The sequence below is a fragment of the Pseudazoarcus sp. NS36 genome, from assembly GCF_059703705.1.
Window position 1 is genome coordinate 352973 of the sequence record NZ_BAAKJA010000003.1, and the last position, 21083, is coordinate 374055.

The window sequence follows — 21083 nt, forward strand, 5'->3', positions numbered from 1 at the left end:
CCATCCTGCGGGCCTCGAAGCGGACCCCCGATGAACGACATCCGACTCACCCAGTTCTCCCACGGCGGTGGCTGCGGCTGCAAGATCGCCCCGGCCTTGCTGTCGCGCATGCTCGCGGCGATGCCGCCCGGCCTCGTGCCGCCCGATTTGCTGGTCGGCACCGAACACTCCGACGACGCGGCGGTGTACCGCCTCAACGAACGTCAGGCCATCGTGGCCACTACCGATTTCTTCACGCCGATTGTCGACGACCCCTTCGATTTCGGCCGCATCGCGGCGACCAATGCGCTGTCCGACGTCTACGCCATGGGTGCGCAGCCGATCATGGCGCTGGCGATTGTCGGCATGCCCATCGACAAGCTGCCGCCGGAAGTCATCGGTCGCATTCTGGAAGGCGGCGCCTCGGTGTGTCGTGACGCGGGCATCCCGATTGCCGGCGGGCATTCCATCGACGTGCTAGAGCCGATCTACGGTCTCGTCGGGCTGGGTGTGGTCGACCCCGCCGAGGTCAAGAGCAATGCTGCGGCGCAGGCCGGTGACACGCTGATCCTCACCAAGCCGCTGGGTATCGGCGTGCTGTCGGCCGGGCTCAAGAAAGGTCAGCTCTCGCCGGATGATTACGCCGAGATGCTGCGCTGGACCACCACGCTCAACCGCGTCGGTACCACGCTGGCAAAGATGTCCGGCGTGCATGCGCTGACCGACGTGACCGGCTTCGGTTTGGCCGGCCATCTGCTGGAAATCTGCCGCGCCTCGGGCCTGGCGGCACAACTCGACGCCGCACACCTGCCCTTTATCGACGCTGCGCTGGCACTTGCCAAGGCCGGCGTTGCAACCGGTGCTTCGACGCGCAACTGGGCCAGTTATGGCGATGCGGTGACGCTGCCGACCGATGCGCCGGAGTGGCTGCAAAAGCTCGTCACGGACCCGCAGACCAGCGGTGGCCTGCTGATCGCCTGCGATCCGGCCGCGGAGGCCGAAGTGCTGGCCGCGATCCGCAGCGTGCAGGGCAACGATGGCTGGGTGATCGGGCAGCTCGCTGCCGGTGATGCGCGCGTGACGCTGAGCTGAATTCCTTGCGGTCCTGAGCCACCAAAACTCAGGCGTCGCGCGCGGGCGTGGGTGAACATGTCGCTCTAGCCCGGAGGTTCATGATGTTCCGCTCGATCGCCCGTCCCGACATTCTCATCGTCACCCTGGCTGCCGCCGGCATCCTGATGGTGACCATGGGTACGCGTCAGTCGCTGGGTCTGTACGTCGGCCCGCTCAACACTGCGACCGGGCTGGGCATTGCCAGCATCAGCCTGGCGCTGGCGGTCGGGCAGTTTGCCTGGGGGGCAATCCAGCCGCTGGCCGGTGCGGCGGCTGACCGCTGGGGACCGGCGCCGGTGCTGGTGGCTTCGTTGTTGCTGCTCGCGGTGGGCGCCGCACTCACGCCCTTCATGGACTCGACCTGGGGCCTGATCCTGTCGCTCGGCCTGATTACCGCCATCGGTTCGGGCGCGGGCAGCTTCTCGGTGCTGATCGGCGCGGCAGCGCAACGTCTGCCGGCGAGCGCGCGTGGCACGGCTTCTGGCGTCATCAACGCCGGTGGCTCATTCGGACAGTTCGTGTTTGCGCCGGTACTGCAGAAGCTGATCCAGACGGTCGGCTGGATGGGTTCGTTGTGGGCGATGGCGGTGATGACGCTGGCCGCGTTGCCGCTGATACGCAAGCTCACCGGCGCGCCCGCCCCGCGTACCGCCGAGGCTGGCGACGAGCGCGGTGTACGCGAGACGCTGCGGGTGGCGCTGCGCGACCGCAGCTACCTGCTGCTGCACCTGGGCTTCTTTACCTGCGGTTTCCACATTGCCTTTCTGGTCACGCATCTGCCGACCGAGGTCGCCCTGTGCGGACTGCCGCCGACGGTGGCGAGCTGGTCGCTGGCGATCATCGGGTTGGCCAACATCTTCGGCAGTCTGTATGCCGGCGCGTGCATTTCGCGCTATCGCAGCAAGCATGTGCTGGCGGCGATGTATGCCTCGCGCGCGCTGCTCATCGCGGTGTATCTGATGTCACCGCAGACGCCGCTGACCTTCTACCTGTTTGCCGCCGGGCTGGGTTTTACCTGGCTGGCGACAGTGCCGCCGACCGCGGCCATCGTCGGCAAGCTGTTCGGCGTGCGCCACATGGGTACGCTGTTCGGCCTGACGATGCTCTCGCACCAGATCGGCGGCTTTCTCGGCGCGTGGCTGGGTGGGCTGGCGGTGACGGCCTTCGGCGACTTCACATGGATGTGGTACGCCGACATGGCGCTGGCGGCCGCTGCGGCGGTGGTAAACCTGCCCATCCGCGAGGCGCCGGTGCTGCGCCCGGCGCCTGCCTGAGCCGGCTTCAGGCCAGCATGACTTCGATGTGATAGAGGCCCCACGGGCAGTTCGCAAAGCGTTCGGCCAGCGGCTTGTCGAGCATGCCGGGCATGCGGGCCGGGTCATACACCGCCCACAGCGGGCCCACGCCGCCCAGCGGCAGGGCCGCACCGTCCATGTGGGTGGCGACGATGAAGCGCTGCTCGCGGGCCTGTTCGATGGTGAGCTGGGCGCCGTAGCCGTCGATCGCGCGCAGTACCAGCAGGCCGTCGTGCACGCGCACCCCGGCAGCCGTCAGCACGGTGGTCAGCAGCGGGCCGGTGATGCGATGCGGTTTGGCGTCGTATTCGACGACCGGCTCGATGGTGTGGGTGGGCAGCGCGGACAGCGCCGCGAAGTCGAAGGCATGGGCGCGCTCGAACTCCACACCGTGCTTCTGCATCAGCTGGTCGAGCTTGCCGGCCGGGCCGCGGTTACCGCCCGGGAAGGCGCCGCTGACGGTCAGCAGAGCCGGCCCGGAGCGCGTTGAAGCCGAAGCCTCCGGGGTGATGAACGGCGCCACGGCTAAGCCGGCCGCGGCCGTTGCGATGAAGGTGCGTCTTTTCATGTTGTCCACTTCCGGTTGTGCTGTTTTTGCTGCGACCGTGCATCGAGGCGCGGCCTGCAGGACTGCGTGTTACTTCTTCTCGGTCACCGGCAAACCGCCGATGCCGGCGTAGAACACCACGATCTCGGCGGTTGTGTCGCCGTCGTTGCGCCCGTAATGCCATTTGTTGACGAGCTCGATGATGGCCTCGCCTGCCTTCAGGTGCAGTGTGTCGCCGGCTTCCGAAACCACCGTGAGCTCGCCCGTCAGCAACACGCCGGCGTTGATCACCGGGTGTTTGTGCATCGGCAAGGCAACGCCCGGCGGGATGCGGATACGAAGAATACTGATTTCCGGCAGTGCGCGGGGGTAGTTCGGTAGTGTGCTGCCGTCCCAGCTCTGCGTGCTGCGCGCCAGGACCTCCGATTCAATGGCCGGTGCAGCTCCGGATTGTGCGCTTGCGCTTCCCGCGCTGGCACCCAGCAGGGCCAGCACGCCCGCGATGGCGATCCATCTCATTGTTTCTCCCCCCTCGGCTCACACCTTTCCGGTGGATTTTTCGAGTACCGCGACATCCGCGTGTGGCAGCGTCAGGCGCGCATTCCAGCGGCGGGCAAGCCACGCAAAACTGGAGTCCGAGAAGAATACGACATGCGTGGGGTCGCGGCGGTAGTTCCAGGCGCGAAAACGTGTGTCGTCGAGCACGCGCCCGGTCTGGATGACCAGTGCGCCACCGCTGGAAAGCATGTCCCACAGCCGATCGAGCTCCTCGCGGGGCGAGAACAGGTGCTCGGCCACTTCGGTGCAGGTGATGAAGTCGTAGCGGCGTGCGAACACGGCGCGATCGTCACGGTAAAAAGCGTCGTAGGCATCCATCCGGAAGCCCGCTTCGCCGGCCATGGCCGTCAGGGCCGGGCCGGGGCCGCAACCGAAATCGAGGCCTCGGGCGGGTGGTGTGAAGCGCTGCTTCACGACGTCCAGCGTGCGTGTGAGAAAGGCGCGATAGCGCGCATCTGCGGGGTCGTTCTCGTGCAGGTCGTAGTACGTGCGCTCGGCGCGGTGTTCAAGTCGCAAGGCCGGGTCGAGGAACACCATCGCGCATGCGCCGCAGCGAAAATAAAGCCGCCCGTCGCAATCGATCGGGCGGCTGTCGGTTGCCGCACACAAGGGGCAGGCAGGGGGCACGCGTCAGCCGAGCTGGTCGGGTTCGTCTTCGGCTTCGGCGCGTACCTTGTCCATGTCGAGCTCGCGTACGCCCGCGATCACGCGTTCGAGCGAATTGGCCGGTAGCGCACCGGACTGGCGGAACACCATTACGCCGTCGCGGATGGCGGCGATGGTGGGAATGGAGCGGATCTGGAAGGCGGAGGCCAGCTCGCGTTGTGCTTCGGTGTCGATCTTGCCGAAGACCACGTCGGGATGGGCTTCCGAGGCGGCCTCGAAGGTCGGCGCGAAGCCGCGGCAAGGGCCGCACCATTCGGCCCAGAAGTCGAGCAATACGATGCCGCCCGCACCGACGATGTCGTTGAAGTTCTCAGCAGTGATCTCGCGTGTGGCCATGGCGACCTCCATTCGTGATTTCTGACGCCAATCATAGTGCCCCTCACGTGGGGCGCGCGTCATTCGGAACAGTGTATCGGAGCATGTTGTCGATTAGGCTCACCCTTATTGTCACGTTGAAACGAGCGCGCCCATGAACGCTGAAGACATCCTGCACTACTGGTTTGAAGAACTCCAGCCACGCGACTGGTGGCGCAAGGACGAGGATATCGATCGAACCATTACGCAGCGCTTTGGCGTCACCCTGACGGTGGCCGTGCGTGGCGAGCTGTTCGCCTGGCGGGATACGCCGCGTGGCCGGCTGGCCGAGATCATCGTGCTCGATCAGTTCTCGCGTCACATCCATCGCGACACGCCGGCGGCCTTCGCGGCCGATGCGATTGCGCTGGTACTGGCGCAGGAAGCCGTGCGCGCTGGCGCAGACCGCAGCCTGGTCGGCGCCGAACGCGCTTTCCTGTACATGCCCTACATGCACAGCGAATCACGTGCGATGCAGGCCGTCGCCATCGGTCTGTTCGACCAGCCCGGGCTTGAGGACAACCTGCGCTTCGCGCATGCGCACCGCGACATCATCGAGCGCTTCGGCCGCTACCCGCACCGCAACCGCATCCTCGGGCGGACAAGCACGCCGGAAGAGGAGACTTTCCTGCAGCAACCGGGGTCGGGCTTCTGATGCGCGCGATGATCCGGCATGAGCATGGCGGCGAGTATTTCTTCCGCGAGGGCTGCTACATCACCGAGTGGTCGAACAGTGCCGACGACCCCGCCTTGTCGGTGGCGCGGGCGCGCGTCGAACCGGGCGTGATGACGCGCTGGCGCCGGCTGGCCGGGGTGACCGAGCGCTATGTCGTTCTGTCGGGCGAGGGGCGGGTGGAACTGGGCGACGCGGCGGGGCGCATGGTCGAGGCGGTCGGGCCGGGCAGCGTGGCGATCATTCCGCCCGGCATGCCGCAGCGCATTGCCAATACCGGCAGCGCGGATCTGGTCTTTCTCGCGCTGTGTACCCCGCGCTTCACGCCCGACGGCTATGCGGAGTGCGCGCCCGACGAGGTTTGACCTCGATCAAAGGCGGTGCATTCGGCCAAAAAGACCCTGCTGCTGTCCCGTATATTCCGGGCTTCGCCGCACGCGCGGTGCCTTGCGGAAGCCCCATGGCTGTCGAGCTCTTCAACAACGGCAAGCACGCCTGTCTCGCCTTCTACGACCTCGTCGACGAAGAGGGAGACCATGCGGTCCAGTCCAACCAGTTCCTCGTCGTAGACAGCGGGCACGGCGCGCTCATCGACCCCGGCGGCAACATGACCCACGCCGGGTTGCTGATGGGCATGCAGCGCTACTTCCCGTCACGCAATCTGGACTACATCCTGGCCTCGCACGCCGATCCGGACATCATCGCCTCGCTCAACAAGTGGATGATCGCCACGCCGTGCAAGGTGCTGATCTCGGAGCTGTGGGTGCGCTTTCTGCCGCATTTCACGTCGGGCAAGGACTACTCCGCGCGCATCGCGGGTATCCCCGATGCGGGCATGCACATCCGCCTGGGCCAGTCCGATCTGGTGGCCGTACCGGCCCACTTCATGCACTCGGAGGGCAACTTCCAGTTCTACGATCCGGTGTCGAAGATCCTGTTTTCGGGTGACATGGGCGCTTCCATGATCGACCACGACGAGGCGGCCGCGCCGGTGCGCGACTTCGATGCCCACGTGCGCCACATGCACGGCTTTCACAGCCGCTACATGGTGTCGAACAAGATCTGCCGCTTCTGGGCCAACATGGTGCGCACGCTGGATGTGGAGATGATCGTGCCGCAGCACGGCGCGCGCTTCGAGGGCAAGGCGATGGTCGAGCGCTTCCTGCAATGGATCGAGAATCTGCCCTGCGGCGTAGATCGGATGACGCAGGAACACTACCGCGTGCCGAAGGCCGCGTGACTTACAGCCAGCGGCGCACGCGTCGGCAGTAGTCCTCGAAGCTCGCGCCAAAGCGCGCCCGCAGCGCGGACTCTTCGGCACGGATCTGGACCAGCGTGATCCATACGAAGAACAGCGCTGTCAGCGTCAGCGCCGCCGCATTACCCAGCCACAGGCCCCAGGCCGTGAGCCACAGCAGGTCACCGAGGTAGATCGGGTTACGCGAGTGTGCGAACACGCCGGTGGTGACGAGCTGTGAGGCCCGCTCCGGGCGTACCGGGTTGACGGTGGTGCGCGCCCGCAGAAAGGCCCATACCGCCAGCAGCATCAGCACCAGTCCGCACAGCGCCAGCGCTGCAACGGCCCATTCGCGCAGCGGCGGTTCGAAGCGTGCGCGCGGCAAGGCCGAGTCGGTCAGCCACATCAGCGTGGCCACCAGCGCGGCAATCACCGGGGGCGGAATCAGGGTCTGCATCGGCTTCCTCAAAAACGCAACGGCCACGGGCATGATACCCGTGGCCGTTTTCCCTGCAGCCAGGGCTACGTTCAGAAGCTGGCGTCGCGCTCCGGCGTGGCCGAGATCTTGTGGATCGACAGGTCGGCGCCCTGGAACTCCTGCTCCTGATCGAGTCGCAGACCGACCAGCAGCTTGATCACCCCATACACCAGCAGTCCGCCGCCGAAGGCGAAGACGATGCCGGCCAGCGAGCCGACCAGCTGTGACATGAAGCTCACGCCGCCCAGACCGCCCAGCGCTGTGCTGCCGAAGATGCCGGCAGCGATGCCGCCCCAGGCACCGCACAGGCCGTGCAGCGGCCACACGCCGAGTACGTCGTCGATCTTCCAGCGGTTCTGCGTGATGGTGAAGAGTTGTACGAACAGCACGCCGGCCACCAGGCCGATGGCCAGCGCGCCGATGGGGTGCACGATGTCGGAGCCGGCACAGATCGCCACCAGTCCAGCCAGCGGGCCGTTGTGCACGAAGCCCGGGTCGTTGCGTCCGGCGACCAGCGCCGCGAGCGTGCCGCCGACCATGGCCATCACCGAATTCACCGCCACCAGACCGCTGATGCCTTCGACCGTCTGTGCGCTCATGACGTTGAAGCCGAACCAGCCCACCGTCAGGATCCATGCGCCCAGCGCGAGGAAGGGGATGCTGGAGGGCGGATGCGCGGCAATGCCGCCGCTCTTGTTGTAGCGGCCACTGCGCGCGCCGAGCAGCAGCACCGCCGCCAGCGCGATCCAGCCACCCACGGCATGCACGACGATGCTGCCGGCAAAGTCGTGGAAGGTGGCGCCGAAGCTGGCCTCAAGCCAATCCTGAAAGCCGAAGTTGCCGTTCCACACGATGCCCTCGAAGAACGGGTACACCAGCCCGACCAACAGCGCGGTGGCGGCCAGTTGCGGGTAAAAGCGTGCACGCTCGGCGATGCCGCCCGAGACGATGGCGGGAATGGCGGCAGCGAAGGTCATCAGGAAGAAGAACTTGACGAGGTCGTAGCCGCTCTTGTCGGTCAGCGCCTCGGCGCTGGCGAAGAAGTCGATGCCATAGGCCACGGCGTAACCGACGAAGAAGTAGGCGACGGCCGAGACGCTGAAGTCCACGATGATCTTCACCAATGCGTTGACCTGATTCTTCTTGCGCACGGTGCCGACTTCGAGGAAGGCAAAGCCGGCGTGCATCGCAAGCACCATGATGGCGCCCAGCAGCACGAACAACACGTCGGCCGAGGTCTGGAACTGTTCCATGACGAAAACCCCTTTGAAATCTGGATGTGGCGTGCATTTAGCACGTCGCGTGCCAATCTGAAGCACTTATATGGATCAATGACTTGCGCGCAGGCGCGGTGCATGCGCCGGAAATCATGCCTCATATGAGTGCATTGCAACGCATCTATGCATCATGTCGGTGCGCAGCGCCCCGTTCGTGGGCGTGTGTGCTCCGCAGCGGTGCATGGCCGTTCATGCCTCAGCACGACGCGCTGGCGTATCATGGCGCGCTGCAACATGCGACGACATGACCCGGAGTCACCGCCATGCAGGAACGCGATACCAAGCTCTCCACCGATCAGAAGGCCTTGGCCGTCAATCTGGACGAACGCAGCTACGGCTCGATCGTCGAGATCGGCGCCGGTCAGGAAGTGGCGCGCCGCTTCTTCCAGGCCGGCGCCGCTGCCGGTACCGTGGCCAAAACCATGTCGGCCTACGACATGGCCGTGTCGGATGACATCTATGGTCCGGTCGACCGTTATGTCAGCCGTGCGCGGCTGGGGCAGATGCTGGAGCGCGAATTTGCGCAGGTCGTGAATCGCCTGTCGGCCAAGCGCGAGCCGACCACGCAGTTCTTTGCCTACGCCGCGACGGTCACCGCACGCAGCTTCCGACAGCAGAACGAATGCCATGGCTGGATCGGCCTGCGCTTGCAGCACGCCCCCGGCGCCGAGCCGAGCGACATCGTGCTGCATGTGCGCATGCTCGATCACGACAACGCCCTGCAGTCCGACGCGCTCGGCATTCTCGGCGTGAACCTGGTGCATGGCGCGTTCTTCCACACCGCGCGGCCGGAATGGATTGTCGAAGGTCTGGCCGACAACCTCGGTTCGGAGCGCATCGAGGTCGATCTGATTCATTTCGCCGGACCGGGCTTTGAAGGTGTCGAGAACCGGCTGATGAATCTGCACCTGATCCGCAGCTGGCTCACGCGCGCGGTGGTGTTCGATCCCGAGGGCGAAGTGGTGGTGCCGGCCGAGCTGTTCTACCGCAAGCCGGTCATGGTGATGCGCGGCAGCTTCAAGCCGGTGACCAGGGTGAATGCCGACATGATGGGCGCCGGCCTCGCGCAGTTCGCGCAGGTGTCCGAAGTGGACGAGACCAAGATTCTGGCGCTCGCCGAAGTGACGATGAATTCGCTGGTTACCGGCGATGATGTCGATGCCGCAGATTTTCTGGCGCGCGTCGATCTGCTGGGCGCCTGTGGCTACACCGTGATGATCTCGGACTACGTGCGCTTCTTCCGCCTGCGTGCTTATCTGCGGCGCTATACGCGCGAGCCCATCGGCATCGCGCTGTCGGTGCGCGACTTCTCGCGGCTGTTTGACGAGAACTACTACGAAGGTCTGGAGGGCGGCATGCTCGAAGCCTTCGGCAAGCTCTTCCCCGATCACACCCATGTGTACGTCTACCCCTCGCGTTCCGAGGCCACAGCGCCGCTGGTGACGCTCGACACGGTCGAGGTGCCGGCGCATTTGCGCCATCTCCTCGCGCATCTGGTGGAGAACGGCAAGCTGGTGGGGGTGAAACGGTGCGATGAATCCCTGCTGCACATCGATGCCGGTGAAGTGCTCAGCGCCATCGGCCGCGGTCGCGGCCATTGGGAGTCCGACGTGCCCGATGCGGTTGCCGCGCGCATCATCGCCGAGCGCCTGCTCGGCTTTACGGGTTAGCCTTCCTTCGCTGAAGCGGGCGTGGCCCGCTCGTGCGACCACGCCCGCAATGTTTTGATCTGTTCGGACATGGTGCGCGACAGCGGCACCATGTGCGACATCGCTGACATCACATCGCGCTCGTTGAGCGCGTGCCCGGCCTGCCAGGCGGCGACCACCCCGGCCTTGACCCCTTGTTCGATCTCGGCGCCGCTCCAGTTCTTCGTGACGGCGGACAGGGCCGCAAGGTTGAACGCTGCCGGATCGGCGTCATTGGCGCGCAGGTGGATGTCCAGGATGCGCTGGCGCTCGGCGTCGGTCGGCAGGTCGAGGAAGAACAGCTGATCGAAGCGCCCTTTGCGGATCACCTCGGCTGGCAGCTTCTCGATGCGGTTTGCCGTGGCCACCACGAACACGCCAGCGGGCTTTTCCTGCATCCAGGTCAGGAAACTGGAGAAGATGTTGGGATTGTTCCCGCCTCCGCGCAATTCGTGGTCGTAGCCAAAGCTGTTTTCCATCTCGTCGATCCACAGCACAAGCGGCGCCACCTGTTCGGCTACGCGCAGCGCGTGATCGAAGGCGTACTCGGGCGCGCCGTGCGCGCCTGACAGGACGAGGTTCATGTCCAGACGAACCAGCGGCAGCCCCCAGGCGCTGGCGATGACCTTGGCTGCCATGCTCTTGCCACAACCGCTGACGCCCATGAACAGCACACCGGCCGGCATCGGCACGCGCAAGTCCGCGGTTCCGCTGAACAGGCCTGCTCGCGCCTGCACCCACTCCTTGAGGTTCTCCAGCCCGCCGACACGGGTGATGTCCACCGTGGCGTGGATGTACTTCAGGCAGGCTTCACGCATCAGCACGGCGGCCTTCTCGGCCCTTATTTCGGCCAGCGCTGCGTCCTGCTCCAGGCAAGCCGTTGCCACCAGTCGGCGCGTGAGATGAGCAATCTCGTTGAGCATCATCCCCTTCATGGCCAGCGCCAGAGCGTCGGCTACATCGGGCGCAAGATCGGGGGCGAGGCGCAGCAACTCGGCCAGCGTCTCTTGTGGCGAGGGCGGTTGCTGGTCGACCAGAAAGACCTCGTGTGAAAGCGAATCCGGCAGGCAGTACTCGCTGCACGACAGGAAGACGAAGATTCCCCGCCCGAGCAGCGCGCGATACAGATCGCGCAGGCCGCGCACCAGTTCTGGATGCCCTGCCAGCAGCAAGGGGAAGTCCTTCAGTAATACGAAGCCGGGGGCCTGCCGCGCCATCACGTGGCGAAGCGCGGTCAGCGGGTCGGACAGCGCGGCGTCCGGTTGGGCCGAGTCCTCAGCCATCCCTTCGGTGAGCGTCCAAACCGCAAGCGGAGCGGAGTTTTCGTAACGAACCTGTGCAAGATTGCACAGTACGCACTCGATGCGCGCCTCATCGTGCCCCCGGATGTAGATCAACGGATAACCACCGTCGAGGCCCTTGCAAAGACGGTCCACCGTAGCTGTTCGCGCGGATTCTGGGATCACTCGAAAACTCCTGCTGTAGGGTTGTCCGGAAGCATGTGGCGTTCGGCAAGGCGAGTCAAAGCCCATTCATCCTCGCAACGCAGATACATCCGGAAACGCTTGCTTCCAAGCTTCCGAAGCCCAAATCCCGGATGATCCAGGTCAAGGACGATCCCCCATCCGCGCCCGCATCCCGTCCGTCGGACCGACGGTCGGTGAGTCATCCTGAAGTGATGGGGCTTGTACCATTTCTGCGCAAGCGCTCTTTGCGTTTGCGCCGTGCGAAGTCCCCGCGGAGCCCCACCGTGAACAACGCTATCCTCGCCCCCACGCCTGCACCGCAGGCCACCCGCAACGCCTCTTATGCCGGAGTGTTGGCAGAGTGCGGTCGCATCCTTCGCCGACATGTCAATGCGGCCATGCTGGCGCAGCACGAAACGCTGACCGTCGAAATCGACACGCTGTGCCGGCAAACCTACGACGCTTCGGAGTCGGACAAATTCGGTGAGCTGAGACGCGTACTGCTGCAATCGGGCGACGCGCTGCCGCGCGAATTTTCCAGCGCACTCGAACGTCTGATGGCCCAGCACGCGAGTCGCCCGCGCCGCGAGGCGCGCAACTACCGCGCTCCGGGTTCGGCCGACATCGTGCTGTCGCTGGTCGACGACATGGTGTTCTCCGAATCGCTGCTGATCGGTACCCGCGCCCGTCGATTGCATAACGCTTGCGAGAACGAGTTGCGTGAGTTGATGCCGCGCATTGCCGTCATGCTGGGCGTTGAGGGTGAAGTCGAGGAAGGTCGCAATCCGCTCGGTCCCGAGATCATTGCCGAGGCGCTGAAGGAGGCCTGTTGGTCGCTCGATTGTGGTCTGCAGGCGCGTCAGACCTTGCTGGAAATGGTCACCGAGCGTATTGCCGACGAACTGCCCGTCGCATATCGGGCGATTCATTCCCATCTGGTGGATCGGAAGGTGTTGCCGCGCGTACGCCAGAGCGTGCGGCGTGGCGGTCGCCCCGAGCTGGCGCGCGCGCAACGTTCTCCTGAAGCGGCCGGCATGCTGCGCCGCCTCGTCGGCCAGGAGGTCTCTGCAGTCGGTGCGTCCTTGCGACATGAGGCTGCCAACGACGCCATCATCGACGCACTGTCGCGTGTGCAGAGTGGTCAGGGCGGTTTTCAGCTGGGTGGGCAGCAGTTCAGCATCGACCCGTCGGCAACGGATTCGGTCAACGTCGTGCGTGTGTTGCTCGACGCGGGCCTGAGCCGTCAGGTCGGGACGCTCGACGGCATCATCATCGACATCGTTGCGACGCTGTTTGACTTCATCTTCGACGATGATCGCGTGCCAACGCCAATGAAAGCCCTGATCGGCCGCATGCAGCTGCCGGTCTTGAAGCTCGCACTGTCTGATCACGAATTTTTCTCCGATCGCCAACACCCGGCCCGCCGCCTGATCAACACCATGGCGCAGGCGGCCTCGACCTGGGACGGCGAGTTCACCGATGACTCGAGTCTCTATCTGATTGCCGAGCCTCTGGTGCAACGCATTCAGGACGCAGGGGGGAATGACGCTGGGGCTTTTGTTACCGGGCTGGCTGCGCTGGAAGCCTTTCTTTCCGAGCAGGAACGTCTGGCTGACGAGCGGGCGGTCACCCTCACCGACAAGCTCACCGAACGCGAGGTTGCCGAGATCGCCCGCAGCGTGGCGGTCGGTACCGTCGCGCCGTATCTTGCCGACGAGTCCGTGCCCGAAGTCATCCGTGCCCTGCTCAACACCTACTGGACGACCGTGCTCGCCGCCGCCGCCCGTGAAGGCGGTGAAAGTGGCGACCGCTGGGTCGAGGCGGTATCGACCATGGACGATCTGGTGTGGAGTGTGCGGCCCAAGATCTCGGCAGAGGAGCGTCAGCGCCTGGTCGGACTGCTTCCGGCGCTGATTTCGCGGCTCAAGCACGGGTTCGATTCATGTGGCATGCCGGATAGCGAGCGCAGCGATTTCTTCTCGAGCCTGGTCAAGCTTCATGCAAATGCGGTAAAGAACGGCATGCGGCCTGCCGTTAGTAGTTCATGGCAACCGGCTGAGACAGCCACGGCCACGGCGCAAGACGCTTTGCTGGCCGACGACGGGCTGGATGAGCTCAAGCGTGGTGACTGGTTGGAGTTGCTGCTGGAGGCCGGGCAGCGGCGCGCTGTACGGCTGACGTGGATCAGTCCTGCGCGTACGATGTTCCTGTTCGCCAATCGTCAGGGTGTCCGGGCGGTTGCGCTGACGCGCAGCGAACTGGCGCGAAAGTTCGAGCGGGGCGAGGCGCTGCTGATCGACGACGAGCCGTTGATGGACCGCCTGGTCGCCAACGTGCTCGACGATTACCAACCATTGGCTGAGGGTATGTCCCCATGAACCAGGTTGCCAAATCCCGTCCGCAACATGAAGTCGTCCGCGACATTCGCAGTTTTCTCGTCTCGGCCGACGCACTGCCCAGCCCTCAGGGAACGGCGTTGCGGATCGTGGAGATGGCGCGTGACCCCGAGTCCTCGCTTGAGGATATCGTCAGCGTCGTAAAGACCGACCCCGCTCTCACCGGCTTCGTGCTGCGCGCTGCCTCTGCCGCACGTTTCCACGCCATGCGCGGCACGGCCAATGTGCAGACGGCGGTCCAGCGTCTGGGCCTGAATGCCATCCGTAGCCACGCACTCGTACTGTCGCTGATCTCGCAGTCGGCCAAGCTGCGCTGCGAGGGCTTCAACTATCACCATTTCTGGGTCGGTTCGCTGCATACAGGCATCCTGACCGATGCCTTCGCGCTGGCCGCCCACAACCAGTCCGCAGACGACACCTTCTCCCTCGGCCTGCTGTCGAACATCGGCATGCTGGCCTTTGCCACCGCCGAGCCCGACGAATATGCGCGCTTGTTGTCCTTTGCGCGTACTTCACGTTCCGAGCTGGAGCCGCTGGAGCGCGAAGTCTTCGGCTTCGACCACCATGAGTTGTCGGCGGTGTTGCTCGTCGACTGGCAGCTGCCGACGTCCACCGCCGACATCATCTATTGGCAACGTGATCCCGAGGGCGGTGGCTTTGCACCCGGCTCCACGCCCTATCTGCTGACCTGCGCACTGCGCCTAGCGCGCAGCCTGAGCAGCCATGTCCTGGACCTTGGCGGCAGTAGTGATCACCTTGCGATGGCACGCTTGCGCGCCGCCATCCTTGAGCTGGAAGCCGGGCAGATGCAGGAGGTTCTCTCGGATTCGCTGGTGTCGCTGCGCGAGTGGACGCATCTGGTCAGTCTGCCCATGCCGCTCATCGACGCCAGTCGCCTCAACGTGCTGGAGTAGTATCTCCGCTACCACCACTTCCGCGGAGAATCGCCTTGAAACGCCGCCGCTTCTGCACCGCCATTGCCCTTGCCACCGTTGCCGGCAGCGCTCATGCCATTGACTGGGGTGGGACGCTCAAGAACATCCTGAACTCGTCCGGCGGAAGTGGCGCCGCCGCGCTGACCGAAGCCGAGATGACCGGAGGCCTCAAAGAGGCTCTGGCCGTTGGCGTGGAGCGTGCCATCAAGGGCCTGGCCCGACCGGGCGGCTATCTGGATGATCCTGCCGTGCGCATCCCGCTGCCGCCGACGCTGGAACGCGCCGAGAAGACGCTCCGTACGCTGGGGCAGGGCAAGGCCGTCGATGATTTCGTGGCCACCGTCAATGGCGCAGCCGAGGCGGCTGTGCCGGAAGGCGCGGGCATCGTCGGAGATGCCATCCGCGCCATGAGCATCGCGGACGCACAGAAGCTGCTCAGTGGTGCTGACGACGCCGCCACACAGTATTTCCGCGAGAAGACCTGGGACCGCCTGGCCGCTGCCATGCTGCCGATCGTGCAGAAGGCAACCGCCCGTGCTGGTGTGACCAGTGCCTGGAAGAATGTCGTCAGCCGTGCCGGCCCGGCCGCCAGCTTGCTCGGCGATTCGGCTGATCTGGACGGCTACGTGACGAACGAGACGCTGGACGGCCTGTTCGTGAAACTCGCTGACGAGGAGCGTGCGATCCGGCAGAACCCGATGGCGCGCAGTACCGATTTGCTCAAGAAGGTATTCGGCAGTCGCTGAGTGCCAAAATCAGCGGCAGGGCAGCACGCCCGCCGCCTGCAGGCTGGCGCGGCCCAGCTCCACTCGCAGTGCGGCATCAGCGGGAGAGCGGACATCCAGATTGAGCGCAAAGGCGTGCTTGCGCTGCCCGCACTCGACCCAGCCCACCCACCAGCCAACGCCCGGCTCCGGCGCGTTCTGCCAGCCGGTCTTGCCGTGCAATGCCCAGTCGTTTCCGGACTCGATGCGCGTGATCGCGCGTACGCTGCGTTGCGCACCCGGTGGATAGGGCAAAGTCCCTGCAGCGAGACGGCTGAGGAAGTGCACCTGTTCGACCGCACTGATGGCCAGCGGCCCGTCCAGCCAGAAGCGGTCGACGCGCTGGCCGACCTCGGCGTTGCCGTAGTTGAGACGTTTCAGATCCTTGCGATAGGTGTCCAGACCGGTGCGGCGTGCGAGCTCCTGGTACACCGGCACATTCGATATCGGAAAAGCCTCGCGCAGGCTCATGTCGCGTTCCCACTGCGGGAAGGGCTGGGGTTTGCCGCCGTAAGGCAGCACCTGATAGAGGTCGCGCACGGTGCCTCGCGCCAGGCCGATCAGGGTGTTGGCGATCTTGAAGGTCGAAGCCGGAACCAAGCGCGTATGCGCGCGTGTCCGGTCATGGCCGGTCACGACGCCGTTGGCGTCAATCACTACGAAGGTGCCGCGTACGTCCGCTTGCGCGAATAGCGCAGCAATGCCCGCGTGCTCCTGCCACTGCGCCGCGCCGGACGTCGCTGGCACGAGCGTCAGCAGCAGCGCGAAAACCCAATTTCGGAACATCTTCAATCTCCGTAAACCCCCGCGAACGGCAGCGCCGAACGCGGTAACATCGCCCCTCGAAGCGGCGCGGTCGGCGCACCGCGTGCAACGTGAATGTCCCGCAGCTTGCTCCGGGACGCAATCGTGACAGGAGAATTTCATGAAGTGCACCGTGATCGGTTCGCGCTATTTCGGCGCTGCCGTGCTGGCCAACCTGCTGGAAGATGGCGTGGAAGTGGTGCGCGTGGTTGCACCGGCAGCCGATGACCGGCTCGCTGTCGCGGCCACCAGCGCCGGCATTCCGCTGTCGATCCTGGAAAGCCCGCGCACCGTCCCCGGCAGCGATCTGCAGGAAGACTGCGATCTCATCGTGGCGGCTCACACCCATGCCTTCGTCACCAAGGAGGCGCTGGCACGCGCGAAGATCGGCGCCATCGGCTACCACCCCTCCCTGCTGCCGCGGCATCGCGGCATCGCAGCCGTGGAGTGGACGCTGCTGGAAGGTGATCCGATTGCCGGCGGTTCGATCTATCACCTTGATGACGGCTGGGATGCTGGCGCCATTGCCGCGCAGGACTGGTGCTTTGTCGAGAAAGGCGAAGGCCCGCGCGAGCTGTGGGAACGTGCGCTCGCCCCGCTGGGGCTGAAGCTCATTCGCCAGGTGGTCCAGCACGCGGCGGAGCACGGCAGCCTGCCTGCGATGCCGCAGGACGAGCGCTTTGCCACGCGCGCGCCGCTGATCAAGCGAACCGTGAAACTGATCGAACAGGATCACCCGCTCACCACTTCGCTGGTGGTCAGCGTGGTCGGGCCGGACAAGCCGGGCATCGTGCGCAAGGTGTCGGACTGCGCGCAGGCCGCTGCGGTGAACTGGGCCGACAGTCACATGACCAGCGTGGCGGGGCAGTTTGCCGGCATGGTGCATCTGCAGGTTTCGCCGGACGACGCCGAGACGGTCATGGCGGCGCTGCGCAAGCTGGAGGACGACGGATTGCAGATCACCATTGCGCGCAGTGATGCACGGCCGGTGCCGGCGGGCCGCCGGCTGGTGCGTCTCGAACTGGCGGGGCCGGACCGTCCCGGCATCGTGCGGCGCCTGTCCACGGCATTGGCCGAACGTGGCGTCAGTATCGAGAACCTCGACACCGAAATTGTCGGCAAGGACAACGAGGCGCACGTCTTCAAGGTGCACGCGCAGCTGGTCGTGCCGACGGCACTGGCCGACGAGGTGTTGCGCAGCACCCTGGAGAGCGTCGGCAACGAATTGATGGTGGATATCGCGCTCGACGCGCAGGCGGCCTGACGCAGGTCACCTTCCGGACAAAAAAAGGGGGCGGATATCCGCCCCTTTTTTTACTGCCACCTCGATCAGCTCAGCAGCCGGTGACGCATTTTGCCTCACCGTCGAATGCCATGCTGCGACCCGACAAGGGCAGATGTACCGGCACCTTTACCGCCTCCATGAAGGCTGCGGTCTTGGTGTTCGGCAGCAGCTTGCCGCCCTCGGTTGCCACCTCGTTGGCGTGCGAGGCGATGACCGCAGCCGGCTTCACCAGATCGTTGATGACGTAGGCCGCTTCGCGTGGGCCGGTGGTGAAGGTGCCGCCGATGTTCAGTACAGCCAGCTTTGCACCGTAGTGCCCGCGTACAACCATGTCCTGCTCGGCGGTGATGCCGGTATCGCCCGACAGGTAGACGGCCAGCCCGTTGCTGAAGGTCAGTACGTAGCCGCCCGGCGGGCCGACGTAAGCCGTCAGGCCGACTTCCGAGAGCATCTTGGCGTACTCCGAACCCACGAAGATGGGCGACAGTCCGTTGCTGTGGGCTGCCGGCACGCTGGCGATGTCGACGCCACCAACCTTGGTTGAGGCACCAAAACGCACCAGCTGAACCTGCGTGCGCTCCCCTCCGGCGGCCACCACCTTGTTCTGGAAGAAAGCCGGCATCTCGCCGCCGACGATGAAGCGCGCCTTCTTGCCGGCCACGATGTTCACGCTGTTGGAGTTGGGCGTGACCTTGACCGATACGTCCGGCTTGGCACAGGTGCCCGCGTTGGCCGCAGGCGGGATGGAGTCGCCAAGGTGATCGCCATGGACGTGGCTGAGCAGCACCACGTCAATGCGGCCGAGACGCGGATCATCCGGCCCGCGCACGGTGCGTCCCGCGTCGTAGAGGATGCGGGTACCGTCCGGGTCCTCGAAGATCAGGGCGCGGTCCATCGGGCAGAACTCGCCGTCGTGACTGCCCAGTGGCGTTACCGTCACCATGCCGGTGTTTGCGACAGCGGTTCCCGCCATCATTGCCAGTCCGATACCCCACGCGGACCATTTCATCTTGCGCACGTTTGTCTCCTCCCGATTTATCGGTATGCCAGAACAGCCAATGGGAAGATTAGGCGCGACGTGTCTGGGCCGCTACCGTGAAAACCTCACCCCCTCACGGTTGCGCAGTGCCAAGGTCAACTGGAGCAACGCCCACGGTACTCATGCGATCCGATCAGCGGTTCTGCCGCCCGTTCGCAGGCCATGCGGATCAAACCGCGCAGCTCATGCCCGGTAGCCTCGATCCACTCCGCGTAATCGCGCACCGCCGTCCTTCCGGTTCGAAGCCAGCACATACGATGTGCATTACGGCAGACCTTCTGCAGCTTCATTGTGGGGAGATGTCGAAACCACGCCTGGCCGCTCGACTACGAAGTACGAGCAGGCCATTCCGGCTGAGCCCATTGCCGCAGGGAGCACATCGTGACGACACGCAAGCCCACAATCATCGTGCTGGTAGCTACCCGCAAGGGTGCCTGGATCTTTCATGGCAACCGCTCGCGCAGCCGGTGGCGCGCCGACGGGCCGCACTTTCTCGGGCACATCATCAACCACCTGATGCTCGACCCACGCGATGGCCGCACCCTGCTGGCTGCCGCGAGCACCGGTCACCTCGGGCCGACCATCTTCCGCTCTACCGATCTGGGCGCCAGCTGGACCGAGGCAACGCGACCGCCCGCCTTCGACAAGGCAGATGACGGCAGCGGTCGTGCGGTAAGCCAGACCTTCTGGCTCACGCCCTGTCATGCCAACGAGCCCGGCGTCTGGTACGCCGGCACTTCGCCGCAGGGACTGTTCCGCTCGGAGGACGGCGGCGACACCTGGCGGCCGTTCTCGTGCATCAACAACGACCCGGACTACCGCAAGTGGATGGGTACCGCGCAGGACGGCACGCCGGATGGGCCCAAGCTGCACTCCGTGATCGTCGATCCGCGCGACCCGCAGCATCTCTACTTCGCGATGTCCGGCGGGGGCGTGCATGAATCGGTCGACGGCGGCGATACCTTCCGGCCGCTGCTCGACGGCCTGGACGTGGTCGAAGGTTTCGACCGCGCGGACCCCACCTTTCACGATCCGCACTGCGTTCGCATGTGTCCGACCAACCCCGACCGCCTTTATCAGCAGAACCATTGCGGCATCTATCGTCTGGATCGGCCCTCCACCCGCTGGCAGCGCATCGGCAGCAGCATGCCGGCAAGCGTTGGCGACATCGGCTTTCCGATGGTGCTGCATCCGCGCGACGAAAACACCGCCTGGGTGCTGCCGATGGATGGCCAGACGGTGTGGCCGCGCACCAGCCCGGAAGGCAAGCCGGCGGTCTATCGCACCCGCAATGGTGGCAAGAGCTGGCAGCGGCAGGATCGCGGCATGCCGCGCAAGCAGGCCTGGTGGACGGTCAAGCGTCAGGCCATGTGTGCCGACGCATGCGATCCGGTCGGGCTGTACTTCGGCACTACTGGGGGAGAGGTGTGGGTGAGCATCAACGAGGGTGCGGAATGGCAGTGCATCGCACGCAACCTGCCCGAAATCTACGCGGTCGAGACGGCCGAAGTGGCTTGAGGGTCGCACGATGAAGGTGCTCATTCCGACCCCGCTGCACTCCTATACCGATGCGGCAACCGTCGAAGCCGAGGGTGACACGCTGGATGCCCTGCTCGACGATCTGGATCGCCGCTACCCCGGCATCCGCTTTCGCGTGGTGAACGAGCAAGGTCGCACGCGTGCGCACATGCGCATCTTCGTCAATGGCCGGTCGGAGTTCGATCTGTCACGCAGCCTGGCGGAAGGCGATGAGGTGGTGATTGTGCAGGCGCTCAGCGGCGGTTGATGGAGGACAAAAAAAGACCCCGCTGCGGCACGCCGTTGCGGGGTCAACCGGAGAAGACAACCGGTAGTCGATGCCGTCATCCCAGTCCCCACCCGGATAACGGTCACGACAGACTAGGTGGCAACATACCCGCGCCTCTCACGCAGTACACCGCCTTGTCGTGTGCCGAAGTTACGCGTTTGGCATTGTCATGTCAAAAACCGATTGTCATGGATTGGAAACAAGGTGTGTGCAAGGGGCCTGACTGCGGAGTGACCTGGGAAAACAGCTGCAGCCGTTCAGCGCGACGCGCATCGGGGTGGCCCGTCACGCGCGCGGGCCGGCCGGCGCAAGCCTTCAACGGAGCAGCAGGTTCAAGTCGCTCTGGATTCTGCTTCTGAGGTTTGCAATCCAGCGGTTGTAGCTGCCGTGAATGGATCCGTTCCTGAAATCGAGGTTCTGACTGCTGACGTACTGGATGCTGTAGGAGTCGGCAGAGTACGGAATCTCGATCACTGCGTGATGGGAACGAAGGGTCAGACTGGCCTCGATCAAGCCCGGCTTCACTACCCGCGGCTGCCAACCCAGGCTTGTCGATGCATTCAGGATGGCCTTCTCCACGTCTCCGGCGGACAGACGTTTGCCGCTGGCGACCGTCGGTACGCCGTCGTTGTGTACGTTCACCAGCGGTTTGCTGTTGCACCCCGCGATGACCAGCAATGCTGCCGCAATGAGGATGATCCTGTGCATCTGCTGCCTCCGTC

General features: G+C 64.9%; 23 protein-coding genes. 12 read left to right on the forward strand and 11 right to left on the reverse strand.

Annotated elements, in window-relative coordinates; translation table 11 throughout:
• Positions 1 to 30: 30 nt before the first annotated feature.
• Together selD and AC6H0R_RS06940 are read left to right on the forward strand one after the other, a co-directional pair.
• On the forward strand, positions 31 to 1071 hold the full coding sequence (selD, locus tag AC6H0R_RS06935; protein ID WP_497580620.1) for a selenide, water dikinase SelD: 1041 nt from the start codon (positions 31 to 33) through the stop codon (positions 1069 to 1071).
• Positions 1072 to 1154: 83 nt separating this feature from the next.
• Entirely contained in the window at positions 1155 to 2366 is a 1212-nt protein-coding gene (locus AC6H0R_RS06940) for an MFS transporter (protein ID WP_497580621.1), read from the forward strand.
• Positions 2367 to 2373: 7 nt separating this feature from the next.
• Here AC6H0R_RS06940 and AC6H0R_RS06945 read toward each other — a convergent pair whose 3' ends face one another.
• From AC6H0R_RS06945 to trxA, 4 genes are all read right to left on the reverse strand, one after another.
• On the reverse strand, positions 2374 to 2955 hold the full coding sequence (locus AC6H0R_RS06945) for a putative pterin-binding protein (protein WP_497580622.1): 582 nt from the start codon (positions 2953 to 2955) through the stop codon (positions 2374 to 2376).
• Between the two features lie 69 nt (positions 2956 to 3024).
• Positions 3025 to 3453, reverse strand: a complete 429-nt coding sequence (locus AC6H0R_RS06950; RefSeq protein ID WP_497580623.1) for a cupin domain-containing protein — start codon at positions 3451 to 3453, stop codon at positions 3025 to 3027.
• 18 nt (positions 3454 to 3471) lie between these two features.
• A complete protein-coding gene (locus AC6H0R_RS06955; RefSeq protein WP_497580624.1) occupies positions 3472 to 4029 on the reverse strand; it encodes a class I SAM-dependent methyltransferase in 558 nt (185 codons plus the stop codon).
• A 93-nt stretch (positions 4030 to 4122) separates the two neighbouring features.
• Positions 4123 to 4494, reverse strand: a complete 372-nt coding sequence (gene trxA / locus AC6H0R_RS06960) for a thioredoxin (RefSeq protein WP_497580625.1) — start codon at positions 4492 to 4494, stop codon at positions 4123 to 4125.
• A 133-nt stretch (positions 4495 to 4627) separates the two neighbouring features.
• Between trxA and AC6H0R_RS06965 the strand changes: the two genes are divergently transcribed.
• The 3 genes from AC6H0R_RS06965 (at position 4628) to AC6H0R_RS06975 (ending at position 6425) form a co-directional block, all read left to right on the forward strand.
• On the forward strand, positions 4628 to 5167 hold the full coding sequence (locus tag AC6H0R_RS06965; protein WP_497580626.1) for a DUF924 family protein: 540 nt from the start codon (positions 4628 to 4630) through the stop codon (positions 5165 to 5167).
• The gene (locus tag AC6H0R_RS06970; protein ID WP_497580627.1) at positions 5167 to 5550 is read left to right on the forward strand and encodes a cupin domain-containing protein; all 384 of its coding nucleotides are present in this window, start codon (positions 5167 to 5169) and stop codon (positions 5548 to 5550) included. Before AC6H0R_RS06965 ends, AC6H0R_RS06970 begins: the two co-directional genes overlap by 1 nt.
• A gap of 95 nt (positions 5551 to 5645) precedes the next feature.
• Positions 5646 to 6425 carry an oxygen-binding di-iron domain-containing protein gene (locus AC6H0R_RS06975; protein WP_497580628.1) on the forward strand — a complete coding sequence of 260 codons (780 nt, stop codon included), beginning with the start codon at positions 5646 to 5648 and terminating at the stop codon, positions 6423 to 6425.
• A 1-nt stretch (position 6426) separates the two neighbouring features.
• Here AC6H0R_RS06975 and AC6H0R_RS06980 read toward each other — a convergent pair whose 3' ends face one another.
• Both AC6H0R_RS06980 and AC6H0R_RS06985 read right to left on the reverse strand, forming a co-directional pair.
• A complete protein-coding gene (locus AC6H0R_RS06980) occupies positions 6427 to 6879 on the reverse strand; it encodes a methyltransferase family protein (RefSeq protein WP_497580629.1) in 453 nt (150 codons plus the stop codon).
• 71 nt (positions 6880 to 6950) lie between these two features.
• A complete protein-coding gene (locus AC6H0R_RS06985; protein ID WP_497580630.1) occupies positions 6951 to 8153 on the reverse strand; it encodes an ammonium transporter in 1203 nt (400 codons plus the stop codon).
• Between the two features lie 287 nt (positions 8154 to 8440).
• Here AC6H0R_RS06985 and AC6H0R_RS06990 point away from each other — a divergent pair, with 287 nt between their 5' ends.
• A complete protein-coding gene (locus AC6H0R_RS06990) occupies positions 8441 to 9847 on the forward strand; it encodes a TonB-dependent receptor (RefSeq protein ID WP_497580631.1) in 1407 nt (468 codons plus the stop codon).
• On the opposite strand, the gene AC6H0R_RS06995 is transcribed toward AC6H0R_RS06990, so the two are convergent.
• Positions 9844 to 11331, reverse strand: a complete 1488-nt coding sequence (locus AC6H0R_RS06995; RefSeq protein ID WP_497580632.1) for a Ycf46 family AAA ATPase — start codon at positions 11329 to 11331, stop codon at positions 9844 to 9846. The genes AC6H0R_RS06990 and AC6H0R_RS06995 overlap by 4 nt on opposite strands.
• A gap of 284 nt (positions 11332 to 11615) precedes the next feature.
• Here AC6H0R_RS06995 and AC6H0R_RS07000 point away from each other — a divergent pair, with 284 nt between their 5' ends.
• From AC6H0R_RS07000 to AC6H0R_RS07010, 3 genes are read left to right on the forward strand one after another with little or no spacing between them, the layout of a single operon-like run.
• Positions 11616 to 13709 (forward strand): DUF1631 family protein, encoded by a 2094-nt coding sequence (locus tag AC6H0R_RS07000; protein ID WP_497580633.1) that lies wholly within the window; start codon positions 11616 to 11618, stop codon positions 13707 to 13709.
• Positions 13706 to 14641, forward strand: coding sequence for an HDOD domain-containing protein (locus AC6H0R_RS07005; protein ID WP_497580634.1), 936 nt, complete (start codon positions 13706 to 13708; stop codon positions 14639 to 14641). The genes AC6H0R_RS07000 and AC6H0R_RS07005 overlap by 4 nt, the downstream gene beginning before the upstream one ends.
• A 35-nt stretch (positions 14642 to 14676) precedes the next feature.
• The gene (locus tag AC6H0R_RS07010) at positions 14677 to 15408 is read left to right on the forward strand and encodes a DUF4197 domain-containing protein (RefSeq protein ID WP_497580635.1); all 732 of its coding nucleotides are present in this window, start codon (positions 14677 to 14679) and stop codon (positions 15406 to 15408) included.
• A gap of 9 nt (positions 15409 to 15417) precedes the next feature.
• On the opposite strand, the gene blaOXA is transcribed toward AC6H0R_RS07010, so the two are convergent.
• Positions 15418 to 16212, reverse strand: coding sequence for a class D beta-lactamase (gene blaOXA / locus AC6H0R_RS07015; protein WP_497580636.1), 795 nt, complete (start codon positions 16210 to 16212; stop codon positions 15418 to 15420).
• A 139-nt stretch (positions 16213 to 16351) separates the two neighbouring features.
• On the opposite strand from blaOXA, the gene AC6H0R_RS07020 reads away from it, so the two are divergent.
• Positions 16352 to 17494, forward strand: a complete 1143-nt coding sequence (locus tag AC6H0R_RS07020; protein WP_497580637.1) for a formyltransferase family protein — start codon at positions 16352 to 16354, stop codon at positions 17492 to 17494.
• A gap of 70 nt (positions 17495 to 17564) precedes the next feature.
• Here the strand turns inward: AC6H0R_RS07020 and AC6H0R_RS07025 are convergent, their stop codons facing one another.
• Together AC6H0R_RS07025 and AC6H0R_RS07030 are read right to left on the reverse strand one after the other, a co-directional pair.
• A complete protein-coding gene (locus tag AC6H0R_RS07025) occupies positions 17565 to 18524 on the reverse strand; it encodes an MBL fold metallo-hydrolase (protein WP_497580657.1) in 960 nt (319 codons plus the stop codon).
• 125 nt (positions 18525 to 18649) lie between these two features.
• Positions 18650 to 18778, reverse strand: coding sequence for a hypothetical protein (locus AC6H0R_RS07030; RefSeq protein ID WP_497580638.1), 129 nt, complete (start codon positions 18776 to 18778; stop codon positions 18650 to 18652).
• A gap of 157 nt (positions 18779 to 18935) precedes the next feature.
• Here AC6H0R_RS07030 and AC6H0R_RS07035 point away from each other — a divergent pair, with 157 nt between their 5' ends.
• Complete coding sequence (locus tag AC6H0R_RS07035) at positions 18936 to 20072, forward strand: WD40/YVTN/BNR-like repeat-containing protein (RefSeq protein WP_497580639.1); 1137 nt, start codon at positions 18936 to 18938, stop codon at positions 20070 to 20072.
• 10 nt (positions 20073 to 20082) lie between these two features.
• Positions 20083 to 20340: a MoaD/ThiS family protein gene (locus tag AC6H0R_RS07040; protein WP_497580640.1), complete on the forward strand. Its 258-nt coding sequence runs from the start codon at positions 20083 to 20085 to the stop codon at positions 20338 to 20340.
• A 336-nt stretch (positions 20341 to 20676) separates the two neighbouring features.
• Here the strand turns inward: AC6H0R_RS07040 and AC6H0R_RS07045 are convergent, their stop codons facing one another.
• Positions 20677 to 21069, reverse strand: coding sequence for a hypothetical protein (locus AC6H0R_RS07045; protein WP_497580641.1), 393 nt, complete (start codon positions 21067 to 21069; stop codon positions 20677 to 20679).
• Between the last annotated feature and the right edge of the window lie 14 nt (positions 21070 to 21083).